The 25,781-nt window shown below is 65.4% G+C and carries 33 protein-coding genes; 24 read left to right on the plus strand and 9 right to left on the minus strand.

From position 1 onward, the window contains the following. Position 1 precedes the first annotated feature (1 nt). From acpS to pyrE, 3 genes are read right to left on the minus strand one after another with little or no spacing between them, the layout of a single operon-like run. Positions 2-403, minus strand: a complete 402-nt coding sequence (acpS, locus tag AC0KVN_RS11245; protein WP_004208613.1) for a holo-ACP synthase — start codon at positions 401-403, stop codon at positions 2-4. A gap of 13 nt (positions 404-416) precedes the next feature. Next, positions 417-1,148, minus strand: a complete 732-nt coding sequence (locus AC0KVN_RS11250; RefSeq protein WP_214866216.1) for a pyridoxine 5'-phosphate synthase — start codon at positions 1,146-1,148, stop codon at positions 417-419. 1 nt (position 1,149) lies between these two features. Further along, positions 1,150-1,731, minus strand: a complete 582-nt coding sequence (gene pyrE, locus AC0KVN_RS11255; RefSeq protein WP_004208611.1) for an orotate phosphoribosyltransferase — start codon at positions 1,729-1,731, stop codon at positions 1,150-1,152. A gap of 284 nt (positions 1,732-2,015) precedes the next feature. On the opposite strand from pyrE, the gene coxB reads away from it, so the two are divergent. The 11 genes from coxB to AC0KVN_RS11310 all read left to right on the plus strand — a co-directional run bounded on the left by coxB (position 2,016) and on the right by AC0KVN_RS11310 (position 11,209). Beyond that, a complete protein-coding gene (gene coxB / locus AC0KVN_RS11260) occupies positions 2,016-3,023 on the plus strand; it encodes a cytochrome c oxidase subunit II (protein ID WP_037521198.1) in 1,008 nt (335 codons plus the stop codon). Between the two features lie 14 nt (positions 3,024-3,037). Continuing rightward, positions 3,038-4,717: a cytochrome c oxidase subunit I gene (gene ctaD, locus AC0KVN_RS11265; protein WP_017500081.1), complete on the plus strand. Its 1,680-nt coding sequence runs from the start codon at positions 3,038-3,040 to the stop codon at positions 4,715-4,717. A gap of 132 nt (positions 4,718-4,849) precedes the next feature. Continuing rightward, positions 4,850-5,770 (plus strand): heme o synthase, encoded by a 921-nt coding sequence (locus AC0KVN_RS11270; protein ID WP_026108937.1) that lies wholly within the window; start codon positions 4,850-4,852, stop codon positions 5,768-5,770. Continuing rightward, positions 5,767-5,916 carry a hypothetical protein gene (locus AC0KVN_RS11275; protein WP_278395506.1) on the plus strand — a complete coding sequence of 50 codons (150 nt, stop codon included), beginning with the start codon at positions 5,767-5,769 and terminating at the stop codon, positions 5,914-5,916. The genes AC0KVN_RS11270 and AC0KVN_RS11275 overlap by 4 nt, the downstream gene beginning before the upstream one ends. Beyond that, positions 5,916-6,491 carry a cytochrome c oxidase assembly protein gene (locus AC0KVN_RS11280; RefSeq protein ID WP_004208606.1) on the plus strand — a complete coding sequence of 192 codons (576 nt, stop codon included), beginning with the start codon at positions 5,916-5,918 and terminating at the stop codon, positions 6,489-6,491. The genes AC0KVN_RS11275 and AC0KVN_RS11280 overlap by 1 nt, the downstream gene beginning before the upstream one ends. 44 nt (positions 6,492-6,535) lie before the next feature. Then, positions 6,536-7,366 (plus strand): cytochrome c oxidase subunit 3, encoded by an 831-nt coding sequence (locus AC0KVN_RS11285; RefSeq protein WP_435566986.1) that lies wholly within the window; start codon positions 6,536-6,538, stop codon positions 7,364-7,366. A 10-nt stretch (positions 7,367-7,376) separates the two neighbouring features. Further along, positions 7,377-7,760: a DUF983 domain-containing protein gene (locus AC0KVN_RS11290; RefSeq protein WP_010339618.1), complete on the plus strand. Its 384-nt coding sequence runs from the start codon at positions 7,377-7,379 to the stop codon at positions 7,758-7,760. Further along, positions 7,757-8,398: an SURF1 family protein gene (locus AC0KVN_RS11295; protein ID WP_435566987.1), complete on the plus strand. Its 642-nt coding sequence runs from the start codon at positions 7,757-7,759 to the stop codon at positions 8,396-8,398. Before AC0KVN_RS11290 ends, AC0KVN_RS11295 begins: the two co-directional genes overlap by 4 nt. 44 nt (positions 8,399-8,442) lie before the next feature. Further along, positions 8,443-9,843 (plus strand): threonine synthase, encoded by a 1,401-nt coding sequence (thrC, locus tag AC0KVN_RS11300; protein ID WP_435566988.1) that lies wholly within the window; start codon positions 8,443-8,445, stop codon positions 9,841-9,843. Between the two features lie 53 nt (positions 9,844-9,896). Beyond that, positions 9,897-10,766 (plus strand): RsmD family RNA methyltransferase, encoded by an 870-nt coding sequence (locus tag AC0KVN_RS11305; RefSeq protein WP_017500086.1) that lies wholly within the window; start codon positions 9,897-9,899, stop codon positions 10,764-10,766. Positions 10,767-10,858: 92 nt separating this feature from the next. Next, positions 10,859-11,209, plus strand: coding sequence for an endonuclease domain-containing protein (locus AC0KVN_RS11310; protein WP_435566989.1), 351 nt, complete (start codon positions 10,859-10,861; stop codon positions 11,207-11,209). Positions 11,210-11,270: 61 nt separating this feature from the next. Here AC0KVN_RS11310 and AC0KVN_RS11315 read toward each other — a convergent pair whose 3' ends face one another. Further along, positions 11,271-12,017 carry a glutaminyl-peptide cyclotransferase gene (locus AC0KVN_RS11315; RefSeq protein ID WP_435566990.1) on the minus strand — a complete coding sequence of 249 codons (747 nt, stop codon included), beginning with the start codon at positions 12,015-12,017 and terminating at the stop codon, positions 11,271-11,273. Beyond that, positions 12,014-12,751, minus strand: coding sequence for a CAF17-like 4Fe-4S cluster assembly/insertion protein YgfZ (ygfZ, locus tag AC0KVN_RS11320; RefSeq protein ID WP_435566991.1), 738 nt, complete (start codon positions 12,749-12,751; stop codon positions 12,014-12,016). The genes AC0KVN_RS11315 and ygfZ overlap by 4 nt, the downstream gene beginning before the upstream one ends. 69 nt (positions 12,752-12,820) lie before the next feature. Here ygfZ and AC0KVN_RS11325 point away from each other — a divergent pair, with 69 nt between their 5' ends. Next, a complete protein-coding gene (locus AC0KVN_RS11325; RefSeq protein ID WP_435566992.1) occupies positions 12,821-14,152 on the plus strand; it encodes a dihydroorotase in 1,332 nt (443 codons plus the stop codon). Positions 14,153-14,158: 6 nt separating this feature from the next. Here AC0KVN_RS11325 and rarD read toward each other — a convergent pair whose 3' ends face one another. Both rarD and AC0KVN_RS11335 read right to left on the minus strand, forming a co-directional pair. Then, positions 14,159-15,061: an EamA family transporter RarD gene (gene rarD, locus AC0KVN_RS11330; RefSeq protein WP_435566993.1), complete on the minus strand. Its 903-nt coding sequence runs from the start codon at positions 15,059-15,061 to the stop codon at positions 14,159-14,161. Continuing rightward, on the minus strand, positions 15,058-15,279 hold the full coding sequence (locus tag AC0KVN_RS11335; protein ID WP_004208594.1) for a hypothetical protein: 222 nt from the start codon (positions 15,277-15,279) through the stop codon (positions 15,058-15,060). Before AC0KVN_RS11335 ends, rarD begins: the two co-directional genes overlap by 4 nt. 162 nt (positions 15,280-15,441) lie before the next feature. Here AC0KVN_RS11335 and AC0KVN_RS11340 point away from each other — a divergent pair, with 162 nt between their 5' ends. From AC0KVN_RS11340 to AC0KVN_RS11360, 5 genes are all read left to right on the plus strand, one after another. Then, positions 15,442-16,188, plus strand: coding sequence for a hypothetical protein (locus AC0KVN_RS11340; RefSeq protein WP_201450210.1), 747 nt, complete (start codon positions 15,442-15,444; stop codon positions 16,186-16,188). A 152-nt stretch (positions 16,189-16,340) separates the two neighbouring features. Next, positions 16,341-16,706, plus strand: a complete 366-nt coding sequence (locus tag AC0KVN_RS11345; RefSeq protein WP_010339630.1) for a hypothetical protein — start codon at positions 16,341-16,343, stop codon at positions 16,704-16,706. Then, positions 16,696-16,947 (plus strand): hypothetical protein, encoded by a 252-nt coding sequence (locus AC0KVN_RS11350; protein ID WP_247594339.1) that lies wholly within the window; start codon positions 16,696-16,698, stop codon positions 16,945-16,947. Before AC0KVN_RS11345 ends, AC0KVN_RS11350 begins: the two co-directional genes overlap by 11 nt. An 86-nt stretch (positions 16,948-17,033) precedes the next feature. Further along, positions 17,034-17,942 carry a LysR substrate-binding domain-containing protein gene (locus AC0KVN_RS11355; protein WP_435566994.1) on the plus strand — a complete coding sequence of 303 codons (909 nt, stop codon included), beginning with the start codon at positions 17,034-17,036 and terminating at the stop codon, positions 17,940-17,942. Positions 17,943-18,201: 259 nt separating this feature from the next. Further along, positions 18,202-19,221 carry a fatty acid desaturase family protein gene (locus tag AC0KVN_RS11360; protein WP_435566995.1) on the plus strand — a complete coding sequence of 340 codons (1,020 nt, stop codon included), beginning with the start codon at positions 18,202-18,204 and terminating at the stop codon, positions 19,219-19,221. An 18-nt stretch (positions 19,222-19,239) separates the two neighbouring features. Here the strand turns inward: AC0KVN_RS11360 and AC0KVN_RS11365 are convergent, their stop codons facing one another. Further along, positions 19,240-19,818 (minus strand): Lrp/AsnC family transcriptional regulator, encoded by a 579-nt coding sequence (locus tag AC0KVN_RS11365; RefSeq protein WP_435566996.1) that lies wholly within the window; start codon positions 19,816-19,818, stop codon positions 19,240-19,242. On the opposite strand from AC0KVN_RS11365, the gene AC0KVN_RS11370 reads away from it, so the two are divergent. From AC0KVN_RS11370 to AC0KVN_RS11400, 7 genes are all read left to right on the plus strand, one after another. After that, positions 19,817-20,779 (plus strand): DMT family transporter, encoded by a 963-nt coding sequence (locus AC0KVN_RS11370; protein WP_483656114.1) that lies wholly within the window; start codon positions 19,817-19,819, stop codon positions 20,777-20,779. The genes AC0KVN_RS11365 and AC0KVN_RS11370 overlap by 2 nt on opposite strands. A gap of 44 nt (positions 20,780-20,823) precedes the next feature. Further along, on the plus strand, positions 20,824-21,210 hold the full coding sequence (gene crcB / locus AC0KVN_RS11375; protein WP_010339636.1) for a fluoride efflux transporter CrcB: 387 nt from the start codon (positions 20,824-20,826) through the stop codon (positions 21,208-21,210). Continuing rightward, positions 21,207-22,589, plus strand: a complete 1,383-nt coding sequence (locus AC0KVN_RS11380) for an RluA family pseudouridine synthase (protein ID WP_435566998.1) — start codon at positions 21,207-21,209, stop codon at positions 22,587-22,589. Before crcB ends, AC0KVN_RS11380 begins: the two co-directional genes overlap by 4 nt. A gap of 11 nt (positions 22,590-22,600) precedes the next feature. Beyond that, positions 22,601-23,260: an HAD-IA family hydrolase gene (locus AC0KVN_RS11385; protein ID WP_435566999.1), complete on the plus strand. Its 660-nt coding sequence runs from the start codon at positions 22,601-22,603 to the stop codon at positions 23,258-23,260. Then, positions 23,257-23,511, plus strand: coding sequence for a hypothetical protein (locus AC0KVN_RS11390; RefSeq protein WP_004208582.1), 255 nt, complete (start codon positions 23,257-23,259; stop codon positions 23,509-23,511). Before AC0KVN_RS11385 ends, AC0KVN_RS11390 begins: the two co-directional genes overlap by 4 nt. After that, a complete protein-coding gene (locus AC0KVN_RS11395; protein WP_004208581.1) occupies positions 23,508-24,203 on the plus strand; it encodes an ATP12 family chaperone protein in 696 nt (231 codons plus the stop codon). The genes AC0KVN_RS11390 and AC0KVN_RS11395 overlap by 4 nt, the downstream gene beginning before the upstream one ends. 98 nt (positions 24,204-24,301) lie before the next feature. Beyond that, positions 24,302-25,027 (plus strand): hypothetical protein, encoded by a 726-nt coding sequence (locus tag AC0KVN_RS11400; protein ID WP_010339640.1) that lies wholly within the window; start codon positions 24,302-24,304, stop codon positions 25,025-25,027. A 45-nt stretch (positions 25,028-25,072) separates the two neighbouring features. On the opposite strand, the gene AC0KVN_RS11405 is transcribed toward AC0KVN_RS11400, so the two are convergent. Next, positions 25,073-25,756 (minus strand): murein L,D-transpeptidase catalytic domain family protein, encoded by a 684-nt coding sequence (locus tag AC0KVN_RS11405; protein WP_435567000.1) that lies wholly within the window; start codon positions 25,754-25,756, stop codon positions 25,073-25,075. Positions 25,757-25,781 lie beyond the last annotated feature (25 nt).

A 25,781-nucleotide genomic window follows, 5' to 3' on the forward strand; every position in this document is an offset into this window, starting at 1 on the left:
CTCAAAGCGGCAGCGCCTCGATGATGACGAAGGCCTGGGCCCATGGATGATCGTCCGTGAGCGTCAGGTGAATGACCGGCTTGTAGCCCGCCGGCACCATCGATGCCAGCCGCTGTGCCGCGCCGCCGGTCAGCGCCAGCGTGGGGGCGCCGCTGGGCGCGTTGACGACGCCGATATCCTTCATGAAGACGCCGGCCTTGAAACCGGTGCCGACCGCCTTGGAAAAGGCCTCCTTGGCGGCGAAGCGCTTGGCCAGCGTGCCGGCTTTGGTGAACGGCCGGCGTTCCGCCTTGGCCTGCTCGACATCGGTGAAGACGCGCTGGACGAACCGGTCCCCGAAGCGGTCGAGCGAATTCTGGATCCGCTCGATATTGCAGAGATCGGAGCCGAGGCCGATGATCACGCTTTGGCTGCTTTCATCGGGCCAGGTCCATCTGGCGCCGCATTTCGCGGATGCTGGCTTCCAGCCCGCCGAAGATCGCCTCGCCGATCAGGAAATGGCCGATATTGAGTTCGGCGATCTGGGGGATGGCGGCGATCGGCGCGACATTGTCGAAGGTCAGGCCATGGCCGGCATGTGGCTCGATGCCGTTCTTGGCGGCGAGCGCGGCGGCGTCGGCAATGCGGCGCAGCTCGACCGCGCGGGCCTCGCCGGTCAGATGGGCATAGGCGCCGGTGTGAAATTCGACCACGGGCGCGCCAAGCTGGATTGCGGCGTCGATCTGGGCGGCGTCGGCCTCGATGAACAGGCTGACGCGGATGCCGGCGTCGGTGAGTGCGGCGACGATCGGGCGCAGCACCGCGATCTGGCCGGCGGCGTCCAGGCCGCCCTCGGTCGTGCGCTCCTCGCGCTTTTCGGGCACGATGCAGGCGGCATGCGGCTTGTGCTTGAGGGCGATGCCCAGCATTTCCTGCGTCGCCGCCATTTCCAGGTTCAGCGGCACGTCGAGCGCCGCCATCAGCATCGCGATATCCTCGTCGCGGATATGGCGGCGATCCTCGCGCAGATGCGCGGTGATGCCGTTGGCGCCGGCCTTCACCGCCAGCAGCGCGGCCTTGACCGGATCGGGATGTTCGCCGCCCCGCGCGTTGCGGATCGTCGCCACATGGTCGATATTGACCCCCAGGCGCAGCGGAACGGCGGCCATCTTACTGCTTCCGGCTGCCGGGCTTGATCGCCGGCACCGCTTCCAGTTCGGGCGGCAGCTGATCGGCGTCATAGACCGGGAAATTGATGCTCACGAGCGGGTAGAAGGGGACGCCCAGGTCCACTTCGCCGGCCGAACGATCGACCAGCGCCACTTCGGCGACGACGATGCCGCCTTCGCGCTCGACCGCCTCGATCGCCTGGCGCGAGGACAGGCCGGTGGTGACGACGTCTTCCACCATCAGCACTTTCTGCCCCGGCGATATGGCAAAGCCGCGGCGCAGTTCGAACACGCCCTCGGGCCGTTCCAGGAACACCGCATCCTTGTCGAGCGCGCGGCCGACTTCATGGCCGATGATCAGGCCGCCCATGGCGGGCGACACGACCAGGTCGATCTCCTGGCGCAGCTCGCGCGGCAGCTGCTGCACGGTGGCGCGGGCCAGCTTGCCGGCGCGTTCGGCATTCATCAGCACGCGGGCGCACTGCAGGTAATTGGCGCTGCGGCGGCCCGACGACAGGATGAAATGTCCTTCGAGCAGCGCACCTGCTGCCCGGAATTCTGCCAATACTTCTTCGTCGGTCATTCCGCCCTGTTCCACTATTCCGTTGCGGGAGGTCGCGCAAAAACGGCGCCCGGCCCGCCCATATCGCACGGGCATGACATGCCCATGATCGCGCACCTGTGCGCGAGGTGCGAGATAGGCGGGAGCGGGAGGCGTTGCAACAGCGAAGAAAATCTGGTCCACACTGACTTGAGGCAGAAAAATTCGTTGCCTATAAGCCGCCACATAGACCGAACGGGCGGGCACGACGCGAAAGTGGACGTTCCCGTTGCAGCGGCAACAAGGGGTTAGGGGTAGATGAGGCTATGAAAAAGGTGAGATCGCTCATTCTGGCCGGCTTGCTGGCACTGGCGCCGGCAACGGTGATGAGCCCGATGGCATTGGCGCAGGAGAATGCCGCCGCTGCCGCCCCCGCTGCTGACAATGCAGCTATATCGACCGAATCACCCGACAATGCGACGGCCCCTGCGGCCGAAGCCGCGCCCGCCGCCAAGGTCGCCGCGCCGCCGCGGATGAAGCCGACCGAAGGCATCGGCATGCCAAAGCCCGGCGAGATCACGCTGCAGGAGCAGTTCACCTCCACCGGCCACACCGCGCGCTGGCTGCACGACAAGATGCTGCTGCCGCTCATCACCATCATCTCGGTCTTCGTGCTGCTGCTGATGCTCTATGTGATGGTGCGCTATCGCCGCTCCGCCAACCCGGTGCCGTCCAAGACCTCCCACAACACCGTCATCGAAGTGGTGTGGACGCTGGTCCCGGTCCTCATCCTGCTGGTGATCGCGATTCCCTCGATCGGCCTGCTGGCCGACCAGTACAAGCCCGCGCCCAAGGATGCGCTGACCGTGAAGGTCACCGGCTATCAATGGTATTGGGGCTATGAATATCCCGACAACGGCATCCCCGAATTCGTGTCGAACATGCTGCCCGAGGACAAGGCGAAGGAAAATGGCGAGCCCTATCTGCTCGCGCCCGACAATCGCCTGGTCCTGCCGGTCGGCCGCCCGGTCAAGCTGATCATCACCGGCGCCGACGTGATCCACAGCTTTGCCGTGCCTTCGCTGTGGGTGAAGATGGACGCCGTGCCCGGACGCCTGAACGAGAAGAGCTTCACCATCGAGAAGCCGGGCGTCTATTACGGCCAATGTTCGGAACTGTGCGGCGCGCGCCACGGCTTCATGCCGATCGCGATCGAGGCGCTGCCCCCGGCCCAGTTCGACCAGTGGGTCCAGTCGCAGGGCGGCACGCTGAAGGGCGCAGCGGCGGAGAAGACGGCTGAAGCCGCTGCCGCTACTGCTGAAAAGAAGATCTGAGGGGTAGGAACGTCATGACCACCATCACCGCCGACCATCATGGCGATCATCATGGCGATCATGCCCATGATCATCATGATGCCGACCACAAGCCGGCCTTCTTCCAGCGCTGGTTCATGTCCACCAACCACAAGGACATCGGCACCCTCTATCTGATCTTCGCGATCATGGCCGGCCTGATCGGCGGCGCCATTTCCGGCCTGATGCGCATGGAATTGCGCGAGCCGGGCATCCAGTTCCTGCATATCTGGGCGCAGTGGAGCGACGGTCCCGCCGCGACGCTGGACCAGGCCTATCACCTCTGGAACGTGCTGATCACCGCCCATGGCCTCATCATGGTCTTCTTCATGGTGATGCCCGCGATCATCGGCGGCTTTGGCAACTGGTTCGTGCCGATCATGATCGGCGCGCCGGACATGGCCTTCCCGCGGATGAACAATATCAGCTTCTGGCTGCTCATCCCCGCCTTCCTGCTGCTGCTCGGCTCCACCTTCGTACCCGGCGGCACCGGCAATGGCGCGGGCACCGGCTGGACCGTCTATGCGCCGCTGTCGACCAGCGGGTCGGCCGGCCCGGCCGTCGACATGGCGATCCTGTCGCTGCACATCGCCGGCGCCAGCTCGATCCTGGGCGCGATCAACTTCATCACCACCATTCTCAACATGCGTGCGCCGGGCATGACCCTGCACAAGATGCCGCTGTTCGTCTGGTCGGTGCTGGTCACCGCCTTCCTGCTGTTGCTGGCGCTGCCGGTGCTGGCTGCGGCGATCACCATGCTGCTGACCGATCGCAATTTCGGCACCACCTTCTATGATGCTGCCGGTGGCGGCGATCCCGAACTCTACCAGCATCTCTTCTGGTTCTTCGGCCATCCCGAAGTCTACATCATGATCCTGCCGGGCTTCGGCATCGTCAGCCAGATCGTCTCGACCTTCAGCCGCAAGCCGGTGTTCGGCTATCTCGGCATGGCCTATGCCATGGTCGCGATCGGCGTGGTCGGCTTCGTCGTCTGGGCGCACCACATGTTCACCACCGGCATGTCGGTGAATGTGAAGATGTATTTCACCGCCGCCACCATGGTCATCGCGGTGCCGACCGGCATCAAGATCTTCTCGTGGATCGCGACCATCTGGGGCGGGTCGATCAGCTTCAAGACGCCGATGGTATGGGCGCTGGGCTTCATCTTCCTGTTCACCGTGGGCGGCGTGACCGGCGTGGTGCTGGCCAATGGCGGCGTCGACGACGTGCTGCACGACACCTATTATGTGGTCGCGCACTTCCACTATGTGCTCTCGCTGGGCGCGGTCTTCTCGCTGTTCGCGGGCTTCTATTACTGGTTCCCGAAAATGACGGGGCGCATGTATAATGAAGTGCTGGGCCAGCTCCATTTCTGGGTCTTCTTCATCGGCGTGAACCTGCTGTTCTTCCCGATGCACTTCCTGGGCCTGAGCGGCATGCCGCGCCGTTATCCCGACTATCCCGAGGCGTTCGCCTATTGGAACAAGATCGCGACCCACGGCTATGAGATCATGGCGGTCGGCGTGCTGATCTTCCTGGTCAACGTCTTCTGGTCGCTGTTCGCCGGCAAAAAGGCTGAGGGCAATCCCTGGGGCGAAGGTGCGACGACGCTGGAATGGACGCTGACCAGCCCGCCGCCCTATCACCAGTTCGAGACCCTGCCGGTCATCGACTGATCGCCATGCGGGTGCCCGGCCTGGACCGGGCACTCCGTCCCCCTGCGGCAGGACAGAAGGGTAGGACCGTCTGTCCATTTGCCGGAATCGGTCAGGGCCTGTATGGGGCGCCGGCTGATCGAAGAGGAGTTTATGGCCAGTTCGCCGCTTTCGTCCGGGGCTAATGCCCCCGTCCTGCCCGCTCATTGGCGCGATTTCGTCGCGCTGACCAAGCCGCGCGTGATGACGCTTGTGGTGTTCACGGGCCTGTGCGGGCTGCTCGCCGCGCCCGGTCATATCCATCCGGTGCTGGGCTTTACCGCGATATTGTGCATCGCGCTGGGCGCTGGCGCGGCCGCTGCGCTCAACCAGTGGTGGGAAGCCGACATCGACGCCAAGATGAAGCGCACCGCCAGCCGGCCGCTGCCCGCCGGCCGGATGGAGCGGCAGACGGCGCTGCATTTCGGCGTCGGCCTGTCCTTCTTCTCGGTGATCCTGATGGGGATGGCGACCAACTGGCTCGCCGCCGCGGTGCTGACCGTCTCGATCCTCTTCTATGTCTTCATCTATACCATCTGGCTGAAGCCCCGGACGGCGCAGAATATCGTCATCGGCGGCGCGGCCGGCGCCTTCCCGCCGGTGATCGGCTGGGCGGCGGTGACGGGTGACATCACCGCGCTGCCGATCGCCCTGTTCATGCTGATCTTCTTCTGGACGCCGCCCCATTTCTGGGCGCTCGCGCTGTTCGTGAAGACCGATTATGCCGCCGCCGGCATCCCGATGCTGCCGGTCGTGTCGGGCGAGGTGGTGACCCGGCGCCAGATCCTCTTCTACACCTTCATCATGGCGGTTGCCGCGCTCGCCCCGGTCGCGCTGCACCTGACCGGCGCGATCTATGGCACGGCGGCGCTGGTCGGCACCGCGATCTTCGCGGCCATGGCCTTCCAGGTCTATCTGCGCCGCGAAACCGACCCCGCGCGCATGGCGCCGGAAAAGCGGCTGTTCAAATATTCGATCCTCTATCTCTTCCTGCTGTTCGGGGCAGTGGTCGTCGACCGCTGGCTGCTGGCATGACCCCGGAAGAAAAGGGGCCAGATCAGGATCAGGTGCGCGCACGGCAAAAGTCCCGTGCGCTGGTGACCGGGCTGCTGCTCGGCTTCCTCGCCATCCTCTTCTTCGCCATCACTTTGGCGAAGATCGGCGCGAGCCATAATATCTGATGGCCTCGCTCCCGCCCTCGCCCTTTGACCGCGACCGCCGCAACCGGCGGACGCTGGTGGCGATGGCGGGCATCGGCCTGGCGATGCTTGCCCTCGGCTTCGCCTCGGTCCCGCTCTATCGCATCTTCTGCCAGACGACCGGTTTCGGCGGCACGACCCAGCGCGCGGCGGCCGATGTGAAGCTGACCCCGGTGGCCGGGCGGACCATGTCGATCCGCTTCGATTCCAATGTCCAGCCCGGCATGCCCTGGGAGTTCCGGCCCGAACATCGCACCGACACGGTGACCGTCGGTGCCCGCGACATGGCGATTTTCATTGCGAAGAACCTGTCCGACAAGCCGGTGACCGGCACCGCCAGCTTCAACGTCACGCCGACCCAGGCCGGCGCCTATTTCACCAAGATCCAGTGCTTCTGCTTCACCCAGCAGACGCTGCAGCCCGGTGAGGAAGTGCGCATGCCGGTGATCTATTATGTCGATCCCAAGATATTGCAGGATCCCGACAACAAGGACACGCAGCAGATAACGCTCAGCTACACCTTCTATCCTGTTGAGCAGGGGAAGCAGCCAAGCTAAGCTGACGAGAATAACCGAAAAACAGGGAAGAGGTAGAAACCGTCATGGCAGGCGCCAAGAACCACGATTATCATATCCTTCCGCCCAGCATCTGGCCGCTGTTCGGCTCGATGTCGGCGCTGGTGATGGCGATGGGCGCGATCATGTGGATGCATCCCGACGCGATGCCCGCCGGCGGTGGCTGGATCTTCCTGATCGGTGTGGCCGGTGTCCTCTTCACCATGTTCAGCTGGTGGAGCAATGTGATTGCGGAGGCGCATGCCGGCGATCATACGCCGGTGGTCCAGCTGCATCTGCGCTACGGCATGATCCTGTTCATTGCCTCCGAAGTGATGTTCTTCGTCGGCTGGTTCTGGGCCTTTTTCGACTTCTCCCTCTTCCCCAGCGAACTGGCGCCGATCGAGGGCCTGTTCCCCTCCAAGGGCATCGAGGTGATGAACGCGTTCGAGCTGCCCTTGCTCAACACGCTGATCCTGCTCTGCTCGGGCACCACCGTCACCTGGGCGCATCATGCGCTGATCCACGGCGATCGCGAAGGGCTGAAGAAGGGCCTGTGGTGTACGGTGATCCTGGGCGCGCTGTTCAGCTGCATCCAGGCCTATGAATATATGCACGCGCCGTTCCCGTTCGGCGGTTCGCCCTATAGCTCGGCCTTCTACATGGCGACCGGCTTCCATGGCTTCCACGTGCTGGTCGGCACCATCTTCCTGGTGGTGAACCTGATCCGCGCCTATAAGGGCGACTTCACCCCGCGCCAGCATTTCGGTTTTGAAGCGGCTGCCTGGTACTGGCATTTCGTCGACGTGGTGTGGCTGTTCCTGTTCGCCGCCATCTATGTCTGGGGCGGCTGGGGCGCGCCGATCCACGGCGGCTGATGATTCAGGCATGACGGCGAAGGCGACAGGCATGGACCTGCTTGCGGCCTCCGCCCGCGGCCTTTGCCCCCGTTGCAGCGCACCGACCCTGTTCGAAGGGCCGGTGCGTTTTGCGTCGCGCTGCCGCCAGTGTGGGCTGGATTATGGCCAATATAATGTCGGCGACGGGCCGGCGGCTTTCCTGACGCTGATCATCGGCGCGGTTATGGTCGCGCTGGCGCTGACCCTGGAACTGACGGTCCATCCGCCGCTCTGGCTGCACCTGCTGCTGTGGGCGCCGCTGACCGCCGGCGCCGTGGTCGGCAGCCTGCGCGTCGCCAAGGGCGCGCTGCTGACGGTCGAATATCGCAAAAATGCCCGCGAGGGGCGGGTGGTGGAGAAGAAGGACGCATGAGCGGACGGCGCATCCCGATTGTCCCGACCCTGCTGGTCTGTGTCGCGATCGCCGTCATGATCGCGCTCGGCATCTGGCAGTTGCAGCGCCGGGGCGAGAAGGAATCGATGCTGGCGCTGGCCGCCAGCAATGTGTCGCGCCCGGCCGTCGCCTTCCCCAAAATGCCGCCGGTGCCCGATGAACTTCTGTTCCGCCCATCCTCGGTCCATTGCCTGCGCGTCGTCGGCTGGCAGGTGGAGGCCGGGCGCGCCGCCGATGGATCGACCGGCTATCGCCATATCGCCCAATGCACGACCGGCGCCGAAGGACCGGGCGCGCTGGTCGCTGTCGGCGTCGGCCAGAAGCCGGATGACAAACCGGCCTGGACCGGCGGACAGGTCGAAGGCTGGATTTCGCAGGAGCCCGATCATCGCTCGCTCCTGTCGCGCGCCAGCGGCAGGACCATGCCGCTGCGGCCGATGCTGATTGCGCGCGCCGCGCCGCCGGGCCTGAAACCCATGGCGCCGCCCAGCACCGCCGACGTGCCCAACAATCATCTCGCCTATGCGGTGCAATGGTTCATTTTTGCCGCGCTGGCGGCAATAATCTATCTGCTTGTCCTGCGCCGACGCAATGCGGAGCCGCCAAGGCCGTCGTAAAGGCTTGCCCCGGCGCGCGCGCGTCGCTACCGCGCTTTCCCATTATGCAATATGTCAGCACCAGGGGAAGCGCACCGGCGCTCGGTTTTGAAGATGTCACGCTGGCGGGCCTGGCGTCCGACGGTGGACTTTATGTGCCCGAAAGCTGGCCGCAATTTTCCGCTGCCGACTTTCGCGCCCTCGCTGGTCTTTCCTATGTCGAAACCGCCGTGCGCGTCATGGCACCGTTCGTCGCCGGATCGCTGAGCGAAGAGGAACTGCGTGACCTCTGCACCGCCGCCTATGGCCGGTTCAGCCATGACGCGGTGACGCCGCTGGTCCAGCTCGACAATCGCCACTGGATGCTGGAGCTGTTCCATGGTCCGACCCTGGCGTTCAAGGATGTCGCGCTCCAGTTGCTCGGCCAGCTGTTCGAACGGTTCCTGTCGCGCCGCGACGACCATCTGACCATCGTCGGCGCCACATCGGGCGACACCGGTTCGGCCGCGATCGACGCGGTCGCCGGCCGCGAGAAGGTCGACATCTTCATGCTGCATCCCGAGGGCCGCGTGTCCGACGTGCAGCGGCGCCAGATGACCACGGTGCTGGCGCCCAATGTCTACAACATCGCGATCGATGGCAGCTTCGACGATGCGCAGGCGCTGGTGAAGCGCATGTTCAACGACGCGGACTTCAAGAAGCGTTTCAACCTGTCGGCGGTGAACAGCATCAACTGGGCGCGGCTGATGGCGCAGGTCGTCTATTATTTCTACGCCGCCGTGCGGCTGGGCGCGCCCGATCGCCCGATCGCCTTCTCGGTGCCGACCGGCAATTTCGGCGATGTCTTCGCCGGCTATGTTGCGTCGAAAATGGGCCTGCCGGTTGCCAAGCTGGTGGTCGCCACCAACGTCAACGACATATTGCATCGCGCCCTGTCGGAGGGCGACTATAGCCAGGGCCAGGTCGTGCCGACCGCGACGCCCAGCATGGACATTCAGGTCAGCTCCAATTTCGAGCGGCTGCTGTTCGATGCCGGCGGTCGGGATGGCATCGCGCTCGCCCAGCAGATGCAGGGTTTCGAGGCAAGCAAGGCGATGCGCCTCACCAATGCCCAGCGCGAGGGCGCGGCGAACCTGTTCACCTCCGCCCGGATCGATGCCGACGGCATGACCATGGCGATGCGCTGGGCGTTCGACGCCGCCGGCCAGGTGATCGACCCGCACAGCGCCATTGGCCTCGCCGCCGCGCGCGAAGCGGACATCGACCCGTCGATCCCGGTGGTGACGCTGGCGACCGCCCATGCCGCCAAGTTCCGCGACGCTGTGGAGCGGGCGACTGGCACGCGGCCGCCGCTGCCCGCGCGGGTCGGCGACCTGTTCGCGCGCGAGGAAAGCTACGCCAAGCTGCCCGGCACGTTCGAGGCGGTGACCGCCTATGTCGCGGAGCGGGCGACGCCGCGCGACTGATCGCGGGTTGATCCCCTCTCGACAGGAGCGGCGCAAGAGACGATGAGGCCCCCATGGAACTCAAGACTCTCATCGGCGAACCCTGGTCCGACTATGGCCTGATCGACTCGGGCAACGGCCGCAAGCTCGAACGCTATGGCCGTTTCCGCTTCATCCGCCCCGAACCGCAGGCGATGTGGGCGCCGGCGACCGAAGATTGGCGCGCCGACGGCGAATTCATCCCCGGCTCTGACGAGGATGGTGGCGGCCGCTGGTATTATGACAAGCCGGTCCCGGCCGAAGGCTGGCCGCTGCACTGGAAGGAAGTGACCTTCCAGTCGAGCTGCACCCCCTTCCGCCATCTCGGCTTCTTCCCCGACATGGCGCCGGTGTGGGATTTCATGCGCGCCAGCACCGCCGACAAGCCCGAGGCGGAGGTGATGAACCTGTTCGGCTATACCGGCGTCGGCACGCTGGGCATGTCGGCGGCCGGCGCGCGCATGGTCCATGTCGATGCGTCGAAGAAATCGGTGGCGCAGGCGCGGGCGAACGCTGACCTGTCGGGCATGGGTGATCGGCCGATCCGCTGGATCGTCGAGGATGCGGCCAAGTTCGTCGCGCGCGAAGTGCGGCGCGGCCGCCGCTATGACGGCATATTGCTCGACCCGCCCAAATATGGCCGCGGCCCCGACGGCGAAGTCTGGCGGCTGGAGGAGGATCTGCCCGGCCTCATCGCCAATTGCCGCCAGTTGCTCGATGCCGACAGTCGCTTCCTGTTCCTCACCGTCTATGCAGTGCGCATGTCGGCGCTGGCGATCGGCGAATTGCTGCGCCAGGCCTTTGCCGACCTGCCCGGCGAGGTCGAGGCCGGCGAACTGACCGTGCGCGAGGAAGCCCGCGGCCTGCTCCTCCCCACCGCCATCTGGGCGCGCTGGAAGCGGTAAACAGAAGGGCGACGGCTATAAGCCCTCTCCCGCCTGCGGGAGAGGGTTGGGTGAGGGCTTTTCTAAGACGACCCTCATGATAGACTCTGCCGATGCCCAGCATCGGCCCGACCAGTCGCAACGCCGCACGTCTGCGGCGCAACGCAACCGAATGTGAGCAACGGCTATGGGCCGTCTTGCGCAATCGCCAGCTTGAAGGCTTCAAGTTCCGGCGACAGGCGACGATCGGGCCATTCGTGGTCGATTTCCTCTGTGCCGAATATCGCTTCATCGTCGAGATCGATGGCGGGCAGCATGATGAACGGACGGATGCGTCGCGCACGACGCAGCTGCAATCGGCGGGCTATGTGATCCACCGGTTCTGGAATCATGATGTGGTCGAGAATTTCGACGGCGTGGTGGAGCGGATCAGGCTGGAGCTGCTTGCCGTTCGAGAGACGTAAGCAAGAAGACCCTCACCCAACCCTCTCCCGCCTGCGGGAGAGGGCTATTACGCGCGTCGCCTTACTTCCCGACCCTGATTTCGAACAGCTTGGGCCAGTTCTTGCCGGTGATGAAGACGCGGTCGGTCCTGGCGTCATAGGCGATGCCGTTGGCGACGGCTTCGCTGTCGGTGACGCCGGCCTGCTTGCGTAACGGGGCGACGTCGATCCAGTCGATCACGCCGCCGCTGCGCGGGTCGATCCGGGCGATCTTCGTGTCGTACCAGATATTGGCCCAGATCTCGCCCCTGACCCATTCCAGCTCATTGAGCCGATCGACCGCACGGCCGTTCCAGGTGACGGTGATGCGGCGCTGTTCGGTCAGCGTCTCGGGATCGAGGAAGCGCAGTTGCGCGCTGCCGTCGCTCATGATGATCGACCGGGCATCCTGGGTCAGGCCCCAGCCTTCGCCTTCATAGCGGAAGGTGGAGAGGGGCGAGAAATCGTCCAGTTTCCAGACGAAGCCCTGGCGGTGGCGCCAGGTCAGGCTGACCAGCTTGCCGCCCCAGTTGACGATGCCTTCGCCGAAATAGGGCTGCTCGACCACGCGGCGCTGCTCGACCTTGCCGGTCTTGAGCGCGACCTTACGAATCTCCGACTGGCCTTCGAGGCCGGTGCTCTCATAAAGTGCGCCGTCGAGGTAGAAGAGGCCCTCGGTAAAGGCCGCCGGGTCGTGCGGATAGGCTTTGACCAAAGTCCAGGGCGTTTCCGCCCGGGCCGGCATGGTCAGGGTGAGGGCGCAGGCGAGCGCCAGCAGCCATTGCCTCATTCGGCGGCCTGCGCGGCGATCGCGGTGGCGAGCCAGGCGGGCAGGGTGGCGGGATCGATCGCCTCCACCCGCTGCAGCTCGATCGACAGACCAAGGTCGGGCAGGGCGGCGCGCTGGCGCTTCTCGTCGGCCCGTTCCAGCGGCACCGCGACCAGCCGCCGGTTCACCTTGTTGCGATAATGCATGCGGGCGGTGTTTTCCTGGCCGACATAGCAGCCCTTGTCATAATCGACGCCGTGCAGTTCCTCAGCATTGGTTTCGAGCCACAGTGTCTGATCCTGCCCCAGTTCCGCCGCGCCTTCGAAGATGCCGAGCGACAGCCGATGGGTGCGGAAGGCGGCAGAGGCGTCGCCATCGGTGGCGGGGGCCAGCCAGCGCGCGCCAAGCTCGGGCAGGCGCGGGTCGCGGGGTTTGTCGTCCGCATCGATCGCCCAATGCACCGCCAGCGATTCGTCGCGAGCAATCACCACCTTGCGCCGCAACCGATAGATGGTCAGCCGCTTCGCGAGCGCATCGGCCTGCGCCGCCTCGCAGTCGATCAATATATCGCCATCGTCGCCCCACAGGATGAAGTCGAACAGCGCCTTGCCCTGCGGTGTCAGCAGCGCGGTCCAGCGCGCTTCGCCGTCTTTCAGCGTCAGCACGTCGCGGGTCAGCAGCCCCTGCAGGAAGGGACGCGCCTCTTCGCCGGAAATGCGCAGGATCGTGCGGTCGGTAAGGGTGGTATCGGTCATCGGCTTTAGGTAGGACGGCGGCACGACTTCGCCAAGCGGTTCACGCGAACAGCAGACAGGAATATCGCCATGACCCAGACCTTCGACATGATCCTCAAGAATGGCACCGTCCATACGCCGGGCGGCGCGGAGCAGGTGGATGTGGGCGTGCGCGGCGGCAAGATCGTCGCCATCGGTACCAGCCTGGGCGATGCCGGCGAAGTGGTCGACTGCACCGGCCTCGACGTGCTGCCGGGCTGCATCGACAGCCAGGTCCATTTCCGCGAACCGGGGCTGGAATATAAGGAGGATCTGGAATCGGGCAGCCGCGCTGCGGTGCTGGGCGGTGTCACCGCCGTGTTCGAAATGCCCAACACCAATCCCAATACCGATACTGCCGATCGGGTGCATGACAAGCTGAAGCGCGCGCATCACCGCATGTGGTGCGACCATGCCTTCTATGTCGGCGCCACGGCGGAAAATGCCGAGCAGTTGAAGGAGCTGGAGCGCATTCCCGGCACCTCGGGTGTCAAGATCTTCATGGGCGCATCGACCGGCAGCCTGCTGGTGGATGATGACAAGGCGCTTGCCCGCGTGCTGGCGTCGGGCACCCGCCGCGTCGCCATCCATGCCGAGGATGAGACGCGGATGAACGCGCGCAAGGATTATCGGGTGGAAGGTGACCCATCCTCCCACCCCGTCTGGCGCGACGATGAAAGCGCGATGATCGCGACGAAGCGGATCATTGCGCTCGCCCGCAAGGCGCGCCGCCGCATCCATATCCTGCACGTCACCACCCCGGCGGAACTGGAATATATCGGCCAGAACAAGGATGTCGCGACCTGCGAAGTCACGCCGCAGCATCTGACCCTGGCGGGCGAGGACGCCTATCCGCGCCTGGGCACCTATGCCCAGATGAACCCGCCGATCCGCAGTGCGGCGCATCGCGACGGCCTGTGGTTCTGGCTCAATCAGGGCGTGCCCGATGTGCTGGGCAGCGACCATGCGCCGCACACGATCGAGGAAAAGGCGAAGGTTTATCCGGCGTCGCCCAGTGGCATGCCGGGCGTGCAGACGCTGGTACCGCTGCTGCTCAATCATGTGGCCGAAGGGCGGCTGACGCTGCGCCGCTTCATCGAACTGACGTCTTCGGGGCCGCAGCGCGTGTTCGGCCTCACCTGCAAGGGCCGGATCGCGCTTGGCTATGATGCCGACTTCACCGTGGTCGACCTCAAGAAGAAATGGACCGTCGGCAAGGCATGGCTCGCCTCGCGCTGCGACTGGTCGCCGTTCGACGGCATGGACCTCACCGGCAAGGCGATCGGCACCATCATCCGCGGCAACCGCGTGATGTGGGAAGACAGCCTGGCCAATCAGGCGGTCGGCGAGCCGGTCCGGTTCGAGGCGACCGAGTTCAACTGACCGGGATCAGGCCGTCGCCAGCCGGTTGCGGCGGGCGGCGGCATAGCTGTCGCTGGCGAAGAGGATGAGGCCGAGCCAGATCAGGCCGAAGCTCAGCATCTGCCCCTGGCTCAGCGTCTCGCCCAGCAGCACCACGCCGCACAGGAATTGCAGCGTCGGCGCCAGATATTGCAGCAGCCCCAGCGTCGCCAGCGGCAGGCGCTGGGCGGCGGTGGCGAACAGCACCAGCGGCACGGTGGTGACGCCGCCGGCCAGGATCAACAGGCCGGTGGTCGGCACGTCCTGGCCAAAGCTGATGCCGCCATGGCCCGACAGCCAGATCAGGTAGCCGATCGCGGGCGCGACCAGCAGCAGCGTTTCGACGCCGAGGCCGGTCATCGGCGCAACCGGGGTGAGCTTGCGGATCAGGCCATAGAGGGCGAAGCTGATCGCCAGCGCCAGGCTGATCCACAAGGTGGTGAGCGCAGCCGCAGCCAGGATGGCGACGCCGATCGCGGCGATCGCGATCGCCAGCATCTGTCCGCGCCGCAGCCTTTCCTTGAGTATGACGACGCCGAGGCCCACGCTGACCAGCGGGTTGAGGAAATAGCCCAGGCTGCAGGCGACGACATGGCCGTCATTGACCGCCCAGACATAGACCAGCCAGTTGATCGCGATCATCACCGCCGATGCCATCAGCGGCAGGACCAGCCGGGGCGTGCGCAATGCCGCGACGAAGGCGGCCAGTCCCTTGCGCGCCGCCAGCAGCACCAGGATCAGGATGACCGACCAGATCACCCGCTGGGTCACGATCTCGATCGGGTCGACATGATGCAGCAGGCGGAAGAAGAGCGGCAGCATCCCCCAGATGCTGTAAGTGCCGATCGCGGCGATGACGCCCTTGCGGGTTTCGCTTTCCGCTATGGTCACAGGATGCCGCCGCCCAGGAACAGCCGCAGCGCGCCGAAGGCGGCGACGATCAGGCAGAAATTCTGCCCGCCCTTTTTCGACGACATCAGGCCGATGAAGGCACCGAACAGGGCCATCGGCACCAGCAGCCAGTTGAGCGCGCCGAGCAGCGGAAACACCGCCGGGATCATCAGGACGAGGGTGACAAGACCGATCAGGGCTGACAGAAGGTTGAGCATAGTCCGACTGATGGCGGCTTTGCTGTCCCGGAACAAGACAAGCGACCATGCCACCCGGCAGAAACTGGCCCTGCGATGGGGTAGGGGCGTCTATGCACCCTGAATGCGAACGGAAAGTCCCGCTATCCGTTCTATGTGCCGGGTTATGAAGGAGCGAGGCGGATGGCGATTTCCCGACAAGTTGGTGTGATGGCGTTGCTGCTGGCGCTCGCGGCCTGTGGCAAGGGCGGCAAGGACGGCAATCTTGCCGCGCTGGACGACCAGTTGACCAACAATGCCGCGGACCCGGCGGTCAAGGGCGCGCTGGCCGATGATATCGTCGTCGATCCCAATCTGGTCGGCCAGTCGAACCGCAATGCCGTGCGCAGCGCCGATCGTGCCGCCAATGGCGCATTGCCGGTGCTGGGCGGCGACGCCGGCAAGGCGCAGGCGGAAGCGGCCAAGCTGGTCGGCGGCAAGCTGCTGTCCGCACCGGCACCGGTCAGCGGTCCGATCAAGAATAGTCCGATGACGCTGGGCGGGCTGGCGCGCGAACAGGCACAACTGGGCGGCGGCGGCAATGCCGGCTGCGCCAAGAAGCTGGTCTATGGCATGCAATGGGCCAGCCGCATGCCCGATCCCTTCACCCTCTATCCCGGCGCGCAACTGACCGAGGCGGCGGGTGCGGAAAAGGATGGCTGCACCCTGCGCGCGGCGAGCTTCGTGACGGCGGTGCCCAAGCAGGGCGTGATCGATTATTATTATACCCAGGCCCGTCGCGCCGGCTTCGATGCGGAACATCGCATCGTCGAGGGCGACAATGTGCTGGGCGGCACCCGCAAGGCCGATGGCAGCGCCTATTTCATCGTCTTCACCAATGCGCCGGGTGGCAGGACGGGCGTCGACATCATCGCCGATCACGGTCGATAAAAGGGGGTCATAAGGGCGAGAGGGCATCGCCCCCTTTTGCTGAACTGGGTCGCTTTGTTTCCAAAACGGAAACGATCTGTCGTCCTTTTGCCGGCTACAAGCCCGACCCGTGCATCGCTACATCCCCTGCAACAACAGGTGGGATCAAGGCGATGCAACACTCCGTCTTCAACCGGGCCGATACGGCCAATGACAATGTCGGCGAACCCTTTGACGCGCAGGAGCGCCAGGTGCTCTGGCTGGCCGATAGCGATCCGGCCAGTTCCGTGCCTTCGGTCCGCGCGCCGCTCGGCCGGTTGCGCAGCTTCCTGCGCGGCCCGGAGCCGACCTACACCCTGGCCAATCCGCGGCTGGAAACGCTGCGCCAGAGCGCGATCATCCTGCGCACTGGCCGGTCGCTGACCGGCGAGGAGCTGGAGGCGTTCGATGCGGCGGGTTTCTCGCGCGAGCAGCTCGACCTGCTGCGCGTGCTCTACATGACCGGGGACGCCCGGCGGGCGGTGGTCCGTGCGGCCTGATCCTTCCGGTAGCGCGTTGCGCCAGCAGCCGATGCAGGCGCTGGAGATGCTACGCGCATTCCATCTGGCGCACCCGCGTGTCGTCACGCGGCTGGCGCTGTTCTTCCTGATCCTGTTCGTGGAAATCGTCCTGTTTAGCGGCATCAACGGCATGGTCGATGATCTGCTGGTCTCCTTCGTGGCGACGGTCGCGGCGTCGCTGCTGTTCCTGCCGATGATGGTCAGCGGCCAGGCGCGGTGATCGCGGATGCCGCGCCCGGCTGGCGCCAGCCGGGCGGAGCGTGTAGCACCGGTCCGACGCGGCAGGAGAGCGGACGGGACGGCGCCATGGATCTGGATGATTTGCGCAGCTTTGCCCAGGTCGTGCGCCATGGCGGCTTCAGCGCGGCGGAGCGTGCCACCGGCGAACGCAAGGCGAAGCTCAGTCGCCGGGTTGCGCGGCTGGAGCAGGTGTTGGGCGTCCGCCTGATCGAGCGATCGACCCGCAATCTGCGCGTGACCGATGTCGGCCGCGAAATCTATCGCCAGTGCGAGACGATCGCCGAGGGGATCGACGCCACCCAGGCGATTGCCGCGCGCGCCCGGTCACAGATCAGCGGCAATCTGCGCATCGCTTGCCCGCCGGGGCTGGCCCGCTATCTGCGCACCGATGTCTTCGCCCGGTTCCTGATGCTCTATCCCGACGTGCATCTGGAAATGCATATCAGCAGCCAGCGGATCGACCTGATCCAGGAACGGTTCGATGCCGCCTTTCGCGTGGATATCGACACCGTGCATGATCAGGCGCTGACGATGCATCAGCTTGGGCGGCTGGACCGCATCCTGGTGGCCGCGCCGGGAGTGGCGGCGCAGGTCGCGGCAACGACCATCGCCAGCCTTGCCGACCTGCCGACGCTGAGCGTGGGCGAGCATGTCGAACATGATGAATGGCTGTTGATGAACGGGCAGGGGCGACAGCATGTCGTCGCCCATCATCCCCGATTCTGCAGCAATGATTCAGCGACGGTGCGCGATGCGGCGGTGGCCGGACTGGGCGTGGCGCTGCTGTCGTCAGCGGCCTGTTCGGTCGAACTGCAACAGGGGCGGCTGGTGCATGTCCTGCCCGACTGGCGGACCAGCGAGGGTATTGTCCATGTCCTCTTCACCGCGCGCACCGGCATGTCGCCGACCCTGCGCGCGTTCATCGACTATGTCGCGGAAAGCTTTCCGTCGCTGACGGGAAGCACGCTGGCCTGAATGGCCTTCAGCGCAAGCCGGCTTCCTTGGTCAGGCTGTACAGCCCGCCGACGATCAGCCCGAGCGCCAGCATGTGCGCCGAAAATTCGAAAACAATATCAACCATAATCGATCCCCACCGATTGGAAGCGATCCTTCTGCGGCCATGCGCCTAACAAGCCGTTAATGCTGATGGGAAAGTGGGGGCGTGCTTGACGCTGTTCTGCGCCGACCATAGCATTCCGTCCCGCGCAGGCATGGTGTTGGGAGGCATGTTTCCATGGAGGATATCGCCCAGGAACGTGGCCCCGGCTATCGTTATTCGCGGCGTGCCACCCTGCCGCTGATCCGGCAATTGTCGGTGGTGCCCAACTGGCGCAACGCGCTGCTGCTGGCGCTGCAATGGGCGGTGATGATCGCCGCCTGCGTGATCGCTATCCGGGTCGATCGCTGGCCGGCCTATCTGATCGCCGGCATCGTCATCGGCACGCGGATTCAGGTTCTGGCGGTGATGATGCATGAGGCCTGTCACGGGATGCTGTTCAGCAACCGGCGCGTCAATGACCTGATCGGCGACCTGTTCGTGGCCTATCCGCTGGCGCTGAGCATCGATCTCTACCGTGTCGCCCATATGGTGCATCATCGCCATACCAACACGATGCGCGACTATGATTATCGGGTGCAGCGCAAGGATGTCGACCAGCATTTTCCGAAAAGCGGGCGCGCCATGGTCGTGCTGCTGCTGCGCAGCCTGTCCGGCCTCAACTATTATCGGGCGGCGCGGGCGGCGCGAATCTGGTCGCCCTTGTCCAATTTCCACAATCCGATGCGCTTCGGCTTCGATTTCCGGCTGGCGCTGCGCGTTCGCTACATCGTCTGGGCGGTGCTGGTCTATGGCGCGATCCTTTGGTCGCCCTGGCGCTGGCAGATATTGGGGCTGTTCATGATTCCCCAGTTCATCTGGGCCAATGTGTTCAACCGGTTGCGGGCGATGGCGGAGCATAATGGCGTCACGGACGAGACGGAAATACGCGGCACGCGCACCGTTATCCCGACCCTGATCGACCGGATCCTGATCGGGCCGCTCAATGTCAGCTATCATCTGGAACATCATCTGTTCCCGTCGGTGCCCTGGCATAATCTGCGCCGCTTGCACCGGCATCTGATGGCGTCCGATCCGCGCTATGCGCGCGATGCGCATGTCACGCAGGGCTATTGGGGGGTGATCCGCGAACTGATGCCGCCGCCCGCGGTCAGTGGTCCCGATCGGCAGCAGGTTCCGGTCGAGGCGAAGCCGTAACCCGAAGGGGCGCACGGATCAGGGAATGACCAGTTCCATGCCCGCCTTCACCCGGTTGAGCGCCAGATAGCTGTGATAGCTGGCGACCGATTCATTTTCCGCGAACAGGCGGCGGGTGATCGCTTCGTAACTGCGCATGTCGGGCGCGACGATCAGCATGATGAAACTGCGGCCGCCGGTGACATAATAGCATTGCTGCACTTCGGGCGCGTCGCGGAACAATTGCTTGGCCTTGTCGACGCGCGCCGCCTTTTCATCGACCAGATTGACCTCGACGATCGATGTGACGCCCAGGCCCACGTGATCGGGATCGACGATCGCGACATTGCGCATGATCACGCCGCTGCGCTCCATCGCGGCGATGCGGCGCTGCACGGCGGCGGTCGACAGGTTGACCGCCTCGGCAATTGCGCGCTGGGGCATGCGGGTGTCGCGCTGGATCAGGCGCAGAATCGCCCTGTCGAAATCGTCGATCTTGGTGGTTTGGCTCATGAAATGAGTAATTGTTGCATTTGACCGACCAATCAAGAGCGCCTTTCTCATGTCGATGATGATATTTCCCGTCACCTGAATTTTCGACAGGCGGAATGCGAGCATGAACCAGTCACGAGCATCCGGCGCGATCCTGGCCGGCATCTTTTGCGGCATGGGGGCGGGGGCGCTCTGGGGCCTGGTCTTCCTGGCGCCGGAGATCGTGCCGGGCTTCAGCCCGCTCGAACAGGCGATCGGTCGCTATCTGGCCTATGGGCTGATGTCCGTGCTGCTGGTTGCGCCGCGTTGGCGGGCGATCCGGCCGCTGCTGACGCCGCGCATATTGTGGGCGCTGGCCTGGCTCGCGCTGGCCGGCAACCTCTTTTATTATGTGCTGCTGGTGAGCGCGGTGCAGATGGGGGGCATCGCCATGACCTCGCTGGTGGTCGGCTTCCTGCCGGTCGCGGTGACCATCGTCGGCAGCCGACAGGCGGGCGCGGTGCGGCTGCGGCATCTGGCGCCGTCGCTGCTGCTCTGTGTCGCGGGTGCGCTGTGCATCGGCTGGCAGGCGATCGTCATGCCGGGCGGGGGCGCGGTGGCGACGCGGATCATCGGCTTTGCCTGCGCGGTCGGCGCGCTGATTTCTTGGACCGCCTTTGCGATCGGCAATGCCCATTGGCTGCGGCGGATGGACGGTATCACGTCGCAGGAGTGGAATTTCCTGATCGGCCTTGCCACCGGCGCGCAGGCGCTGCTGTTCCTGCCGTTGGTGCCGTGGCTGGGCAGTGGCACGCATGATGCGGCCGACTGGACCCGCTTTGCGGCTGTCGTGATCGCTGTCGCTCTGTTTGCCTCGATCGTCGGCAATGCGCTGTGGAATCGCATGACCCGGCTGCTGCCGCTGACCATGGTGGGGCAGATGATCCTGTTCGAAACCGGCTTTGCCCTGCTCTATGGTTTCATCTGGGAAGCGCGGCTGCCGACGCCCTTGGAGGGCACGGCATTCGTGCTGGTGATCCTCTCGGTGCTGAGTTGCATCGCCGCCCATCGCCGTCCCGTCCCGGCGGAGGCCAGCATCGCCGCCTGAATGCGTCCTTTCCCCTTTGGCGGAATCGCGATAGGGCGACAATCATGACCAATATCTTCCTTGTTATGGGCGGCGGCGCGGTTGGCGCGGCGCTGCGCTATCTGCTGGGGCGGTTCGCCGGGCAGATGGCGCCCGGCGCGGCCTGGCCCTGGGGCACTTTTGCCGCCAATCTGATCGGCGGTTTCGCCATGGGGCTGCTTGCCGGATGGCTGGCGCGTGGCAGCACGGCGTCGGGCGAACCGATGCGGCTGCTGCTAGGCGTCGGCGTGCTGGGCGGCTTCACCACCTTTTCCTCCTTCAGCCTGGAGACGATGCTGATGATCGAGCGCGGCCAGATCGGCCTGGCGCTTGGCTATGCGCTCTTCTCGCTGGTCGGCGCGGTGGCCGCGCTGGCGCTGGGTCTTACGGTTATGCGGAGTGTTGCGGCATGAAGGGGCGTCCTCCCGGCAAATCCGGCGGTCCGGCACGGGGCGGCAAGCCCGGCGGTAGCAGTGCAAAACCCGGCGGCCGCAGCGGCGCGCCCGGTCGCGCCCGTGGTGGCGCCAAGGCGGCGAGCGCGCGCAAGCAGGATGGCGACCGGCCGTTCAAGCCCGGCACCAAGTCAATCGGCAAGCCCGCCGCCAAGTCAATGGCCAAGCCCCGCACCAAGGCGCCCGTTGCCAAGGCGGCGGCTCCTGCACCGGCGGTTGCGGCCAAGCCCAATCCGGTCAAGGGCGTCAGCCTGGACGTGCGGCAATATCGCGTGCAGGCCGATGACGATGGCATCCGTCTCGATCGCTGGTTCCAGCGGCATTTGCCCGATGTCGGCTTCAACATCGTGTCGCGCTGGTCGCGTACCGGCCAGTTGCGTGTCGATGGCGCCCGCGCCGCGCCCGGCGACCGTATCGCCGAAGGCCAGATGATCCGCGTGCCGCCGGCCGAGCCCAAGGTGGCGGCGGCCGACAAGCCCAAGCGCGTCCGCGTCATCGACCTGACCGAGGACGAGATCGCCTATGTCCAGGACATGGTGATCCACCGCGACAAGCAGGCGATCGTCATCAACAAGCCGCCGGGCCTCGCCACCCAGGGCGGGACCAAGACCGACGAGCATGTCGACCGGCTGCTCGACGGGCTGATCTTCGACGCGGAATCCCGGCCCAAGCTGGTCCATCGCCTCGACAAGGATACGTCGGGCGCGCTGCTGCTCGCCCGCTCCAGCCGTTCGGCCGCACATTTCGCCAAGGCCTTTTCCAGCCGCACCGCGCGGAAAGTCTATTGGGCGATCGTCATCGGCGTGCCCAGCATCGACGATGGCATGATCGAACTGCCGATCACCAAGCAGCCGGGCACCGGTGGCGAGAAGATGCATGTGGACGAGGAAGAGGGCCTGCCCGCTCGCACCCGCTATCGCGTGATCGAGCGCGCCGGCAATCGCGCCGCCTGGGTCGAGTTGCAGCCCTATACCGGCCGCACCCACCAGTTGCGCGTCCATATGGCGGCGATCGGCCATCCGCTGGTCGGCGACGGCAAATATGGCGGCAAGGACAGTTTCCTGTCCGGATCGATCAGCCGCAAGATGCACCTGCACGCCCGCCGGATCCGCGTCGACCATCCCGATGGCGGCCGCATCGACATGAAGGCGGAACTGCCTGAACATTTCCTCAACAGCCTGGTCGCGCTCGGCTTCGACCTGTCGCTCGGCGATATGCCGCTGGATGACGAGATCGACCGGACGCCGACCCGCGAGGACGAGAAGAAGGCGGCCCGCGCCCATGCCAAGCAGATCCGCAAGGGCAGGCGCGGCGAGCGGCGCGGTCGCGGCGAGAAATAAGGGGCGGGGGCATGAGCAACCGCCTTGCCGTCTTCGATTGCGACGGCACGCTGGTCGATAGCCAGCACAGCATCTGCACCGCGATGGCCCATGCCTTCGAGGGCGAGAAGCTGGCACCGCCCGACCGGCTGGCGATCCTGTCGATCGTCGGCCTGTCGCTGCCCCATGCGATGGCCCGGCTGCTGCCCGATGCGGAGCCGGACTATCACCAGTTGCTGACCGATCGCTACAAGGCGGCCTTCCACGCCCTGCGCAGCGCCAATGCCGTGTCCGAACCGCTCTATCCCGGCATGGCCGACCTGGTGCGGGCGCTGGACGGCGATGGCTGGCTGCTGGGCGTCGCCACCGGCAAGTCCGATCGCGGCCTCAACCTGTGTCTGGCCCATCATGATCTGGCCCATCATTTTGTGACCCTGCAGACCGCCGATCGCCACCCGTCCAAGCCGCACCCTTCGATGCTGTTGCAGGCGATGGCGGAGGCAGGTGCGGTGCCCGAAACCACGGTGATGATCGGTGACACCCATTTCGACATCGACATGGGGCTGGCCGCCGGCACCGGCGCGATCGGCGTCGGCTGGGGCTATCATGCGCCGGCCGAACTGGTGCAGGCCGGCGCCCATGCGGTGGCGATGGACAGCGACGAGTTGCGCCGCCATATCGACGCGCCATGAACGACATGCCCCCCATCCCGCCGGTCGACCCGGAGAAGATCGCGCGCCAGCGCCATTTCGCGCTTGGCCTGTTCCGCCTGTCGGGCGCCTTTCTCGTCATGTTCGGCTTCCTCGCCATCATGCAGCGCTTTTCCTGGGTGCAGGGTGACAAGGCCAAGGCGTTCGGCCTGATCATGGTCGTCGCCGGCCTGTTTCAGTTCATCATCGTGCCGCGCCTGATGCTGGCCCTGTTCAAGCGGAGCCGCCCGTGAAGCGTTTTTACAAGGATGTGACGGTCGAGCCGGTCGAAGCCGGTTTCGCGATCCGGCTGGATGGCCGCCCGGTGCGCACGCCGGCCCGCGCTGAACTGGCGCTGCCCAATGCGGTGCTGGCCGAGGCGGTGGCGCAGGAATGGCGCGACCAGGGCGAGACGGTCGATCCGGCGACCATGGCCTTCACTGGCCTTGCCAATGCGGCGATCGACCATATCGCCGGCAATCGCGCGAAATTCGCGGCCGACATCGCCGAATATGGCGGCACCGACATGCTCTGCTATCGGGCCGAGGGGCCGGAGGCGTTCGTCGCGCGTCAGGCCGCCGCCTGGGATCCGCTGCTCGACTGGGCGCGCGCTCGCTACGACGTCGCTTTCGTCACCACCCAGGGTATCATCCATGTTGCCCAGCCCGACGCTACGCTGGAACGGCTGGCGGCGGCGGTGGACGGACTGGATCCCTTCACCCTGGCCGGCCTGTCGCGGCTGGTGACCTTGAGCGGCTCGCTGGTCTGCGGCCTGGCGGTGCTGGAAGAGGCGTTCGATGCAGATTCCGTATGGGAAGCGGCCGAGATCGACGAGCGCTGGCAGGCCGAACAATGGGGCGAGGACGCCGAAGCGCTGGCCCGTTCGGCGCGCCGTGCGGGCGAGTTTGCCGTGGGTCGAGCCTTTTGCGGGATGGCACGAGCCTAGGGGGCTGGGAACGGGACCGCTCGTTCGTTCATTCTTGTGTTGGCGGATGCCCTGACTGCATCCGCCACATTGGATCAACGACCAGGGAGACCCTGACCTTGCAGTCCCGCCTTTTGGTTCCTGCCTTTCTTGCCCTTTCCACCCTCGCCGCACCGGCCCTGGCACAGGATGCCCCGGCAGCCAGCGCTGCCCCCGCCGCCGGCCAGATGACTCCCGAACAGATCAACGCCTTCAACCAGGCGGTGACCGATTTCACCGCCGGCCAGACCGCGCTGCAGGCGGGCGACAATGCCACCGCCGCGACCAAATATGAGGCGGCGATGCCCGCCATCCGCACCGCGGTGGAGGTCGACCCGACCAAGATCGACAATGTCAATTTCCTCGCCAACGCGCTTTATGCCGATGCCGCTGCCCAGGGCGCGCTCGGCAAGATGGACAAGGTGATCGCGCTTTATGGCGAATCCCTGCCGCACTGGCGCAAGGTGGTGGAGGCCAAGCCTGCCGATGCCACCAGCCGCAACATCCTGGCCGGTATCCTGATCCAGCTGGGCAACCAGAAGCTGGGTGCGCAGGACAAGGCCGGCTCCGCGCCGCTTTATCAGGAAGCGCTGGGCCTGGCCCGCAAGTCGGCGGCGGCCAATGCGGCCGATCCGGTGACGAAGAATATCCTGCTGTCGGCGCTGATCGGCGCCAGCCAGGCGACCGACGATGCCGCGCTCAAGACCGAAGCGGCAACGATGAGCAAGGCGATGCTGGCCGACGGTTCGGTCGATGCGTCGAACAAGCCTGCCGCCCAGGCGCTGAGCGGCGTCAAGGCCGGCTGAGCATGAAGGGGCCTCGCCCGGTGATCCGGGCGGGGCCTTTGCCGGTCAGGCTTCGACCATGCCGGTAATCTTGTTGGCATAGACCATGCGGCCCGGCCCGAGCATGCCCAATACCTGCGGCACCATGTGGCGGGCGAGCGCGAAACAGCCCTCGCTGCGGCCGCACTTGCCCCAGGCAGCGACATGGTCCTCGCTGACATAATCGGCGCCATGGATGACGATGGCGCGCATTTCGGCATTGTTGTTCTGCGGATCGAGCCCCGCCAGCCGCATCGACCGGCCATGCTGGCCATCATAGACGGTCAGCGTCTTGTAGGCGCCCGACGAACTTGCGAGCGAATTGGGCTCGTTGGAAAAGCTCTGCAGCCAGCCCGAATGGCCCGGATCGGACCCGCGGCCGTGCGACACCAGATAGCTATTGGCCTGGCCACCGATCAGGTCGACGATATGGAACCGAAATTCCTTCGACGGCGCGTTGAAGTCGGCGATGGCGATGCGGTCGCGCAGGGTAAAGTCGCGTGCATGCTGGTCGAGTGCGGCCTTGGCCTCCTCCAGCAGCAGCGCATAGGGCTTGCGCGAAAAAATCGGTGCGGCAGATGGAGCCGCGGGAACCGGAGGACGGTTCGCGGGTTCAGGCGCTACCGGAAGTGCGGCCTTGCCAACACTATCGGTCAAAAACGAAAGGGCGAGTCCGCTTAAAGCGAACTTCGTGAATTTGCGGCGATCCATGTGCCGTCTATAACAAATCAACGCC

This window comes from Sphingobium sp. SG1, assembly GCF_057063145.1.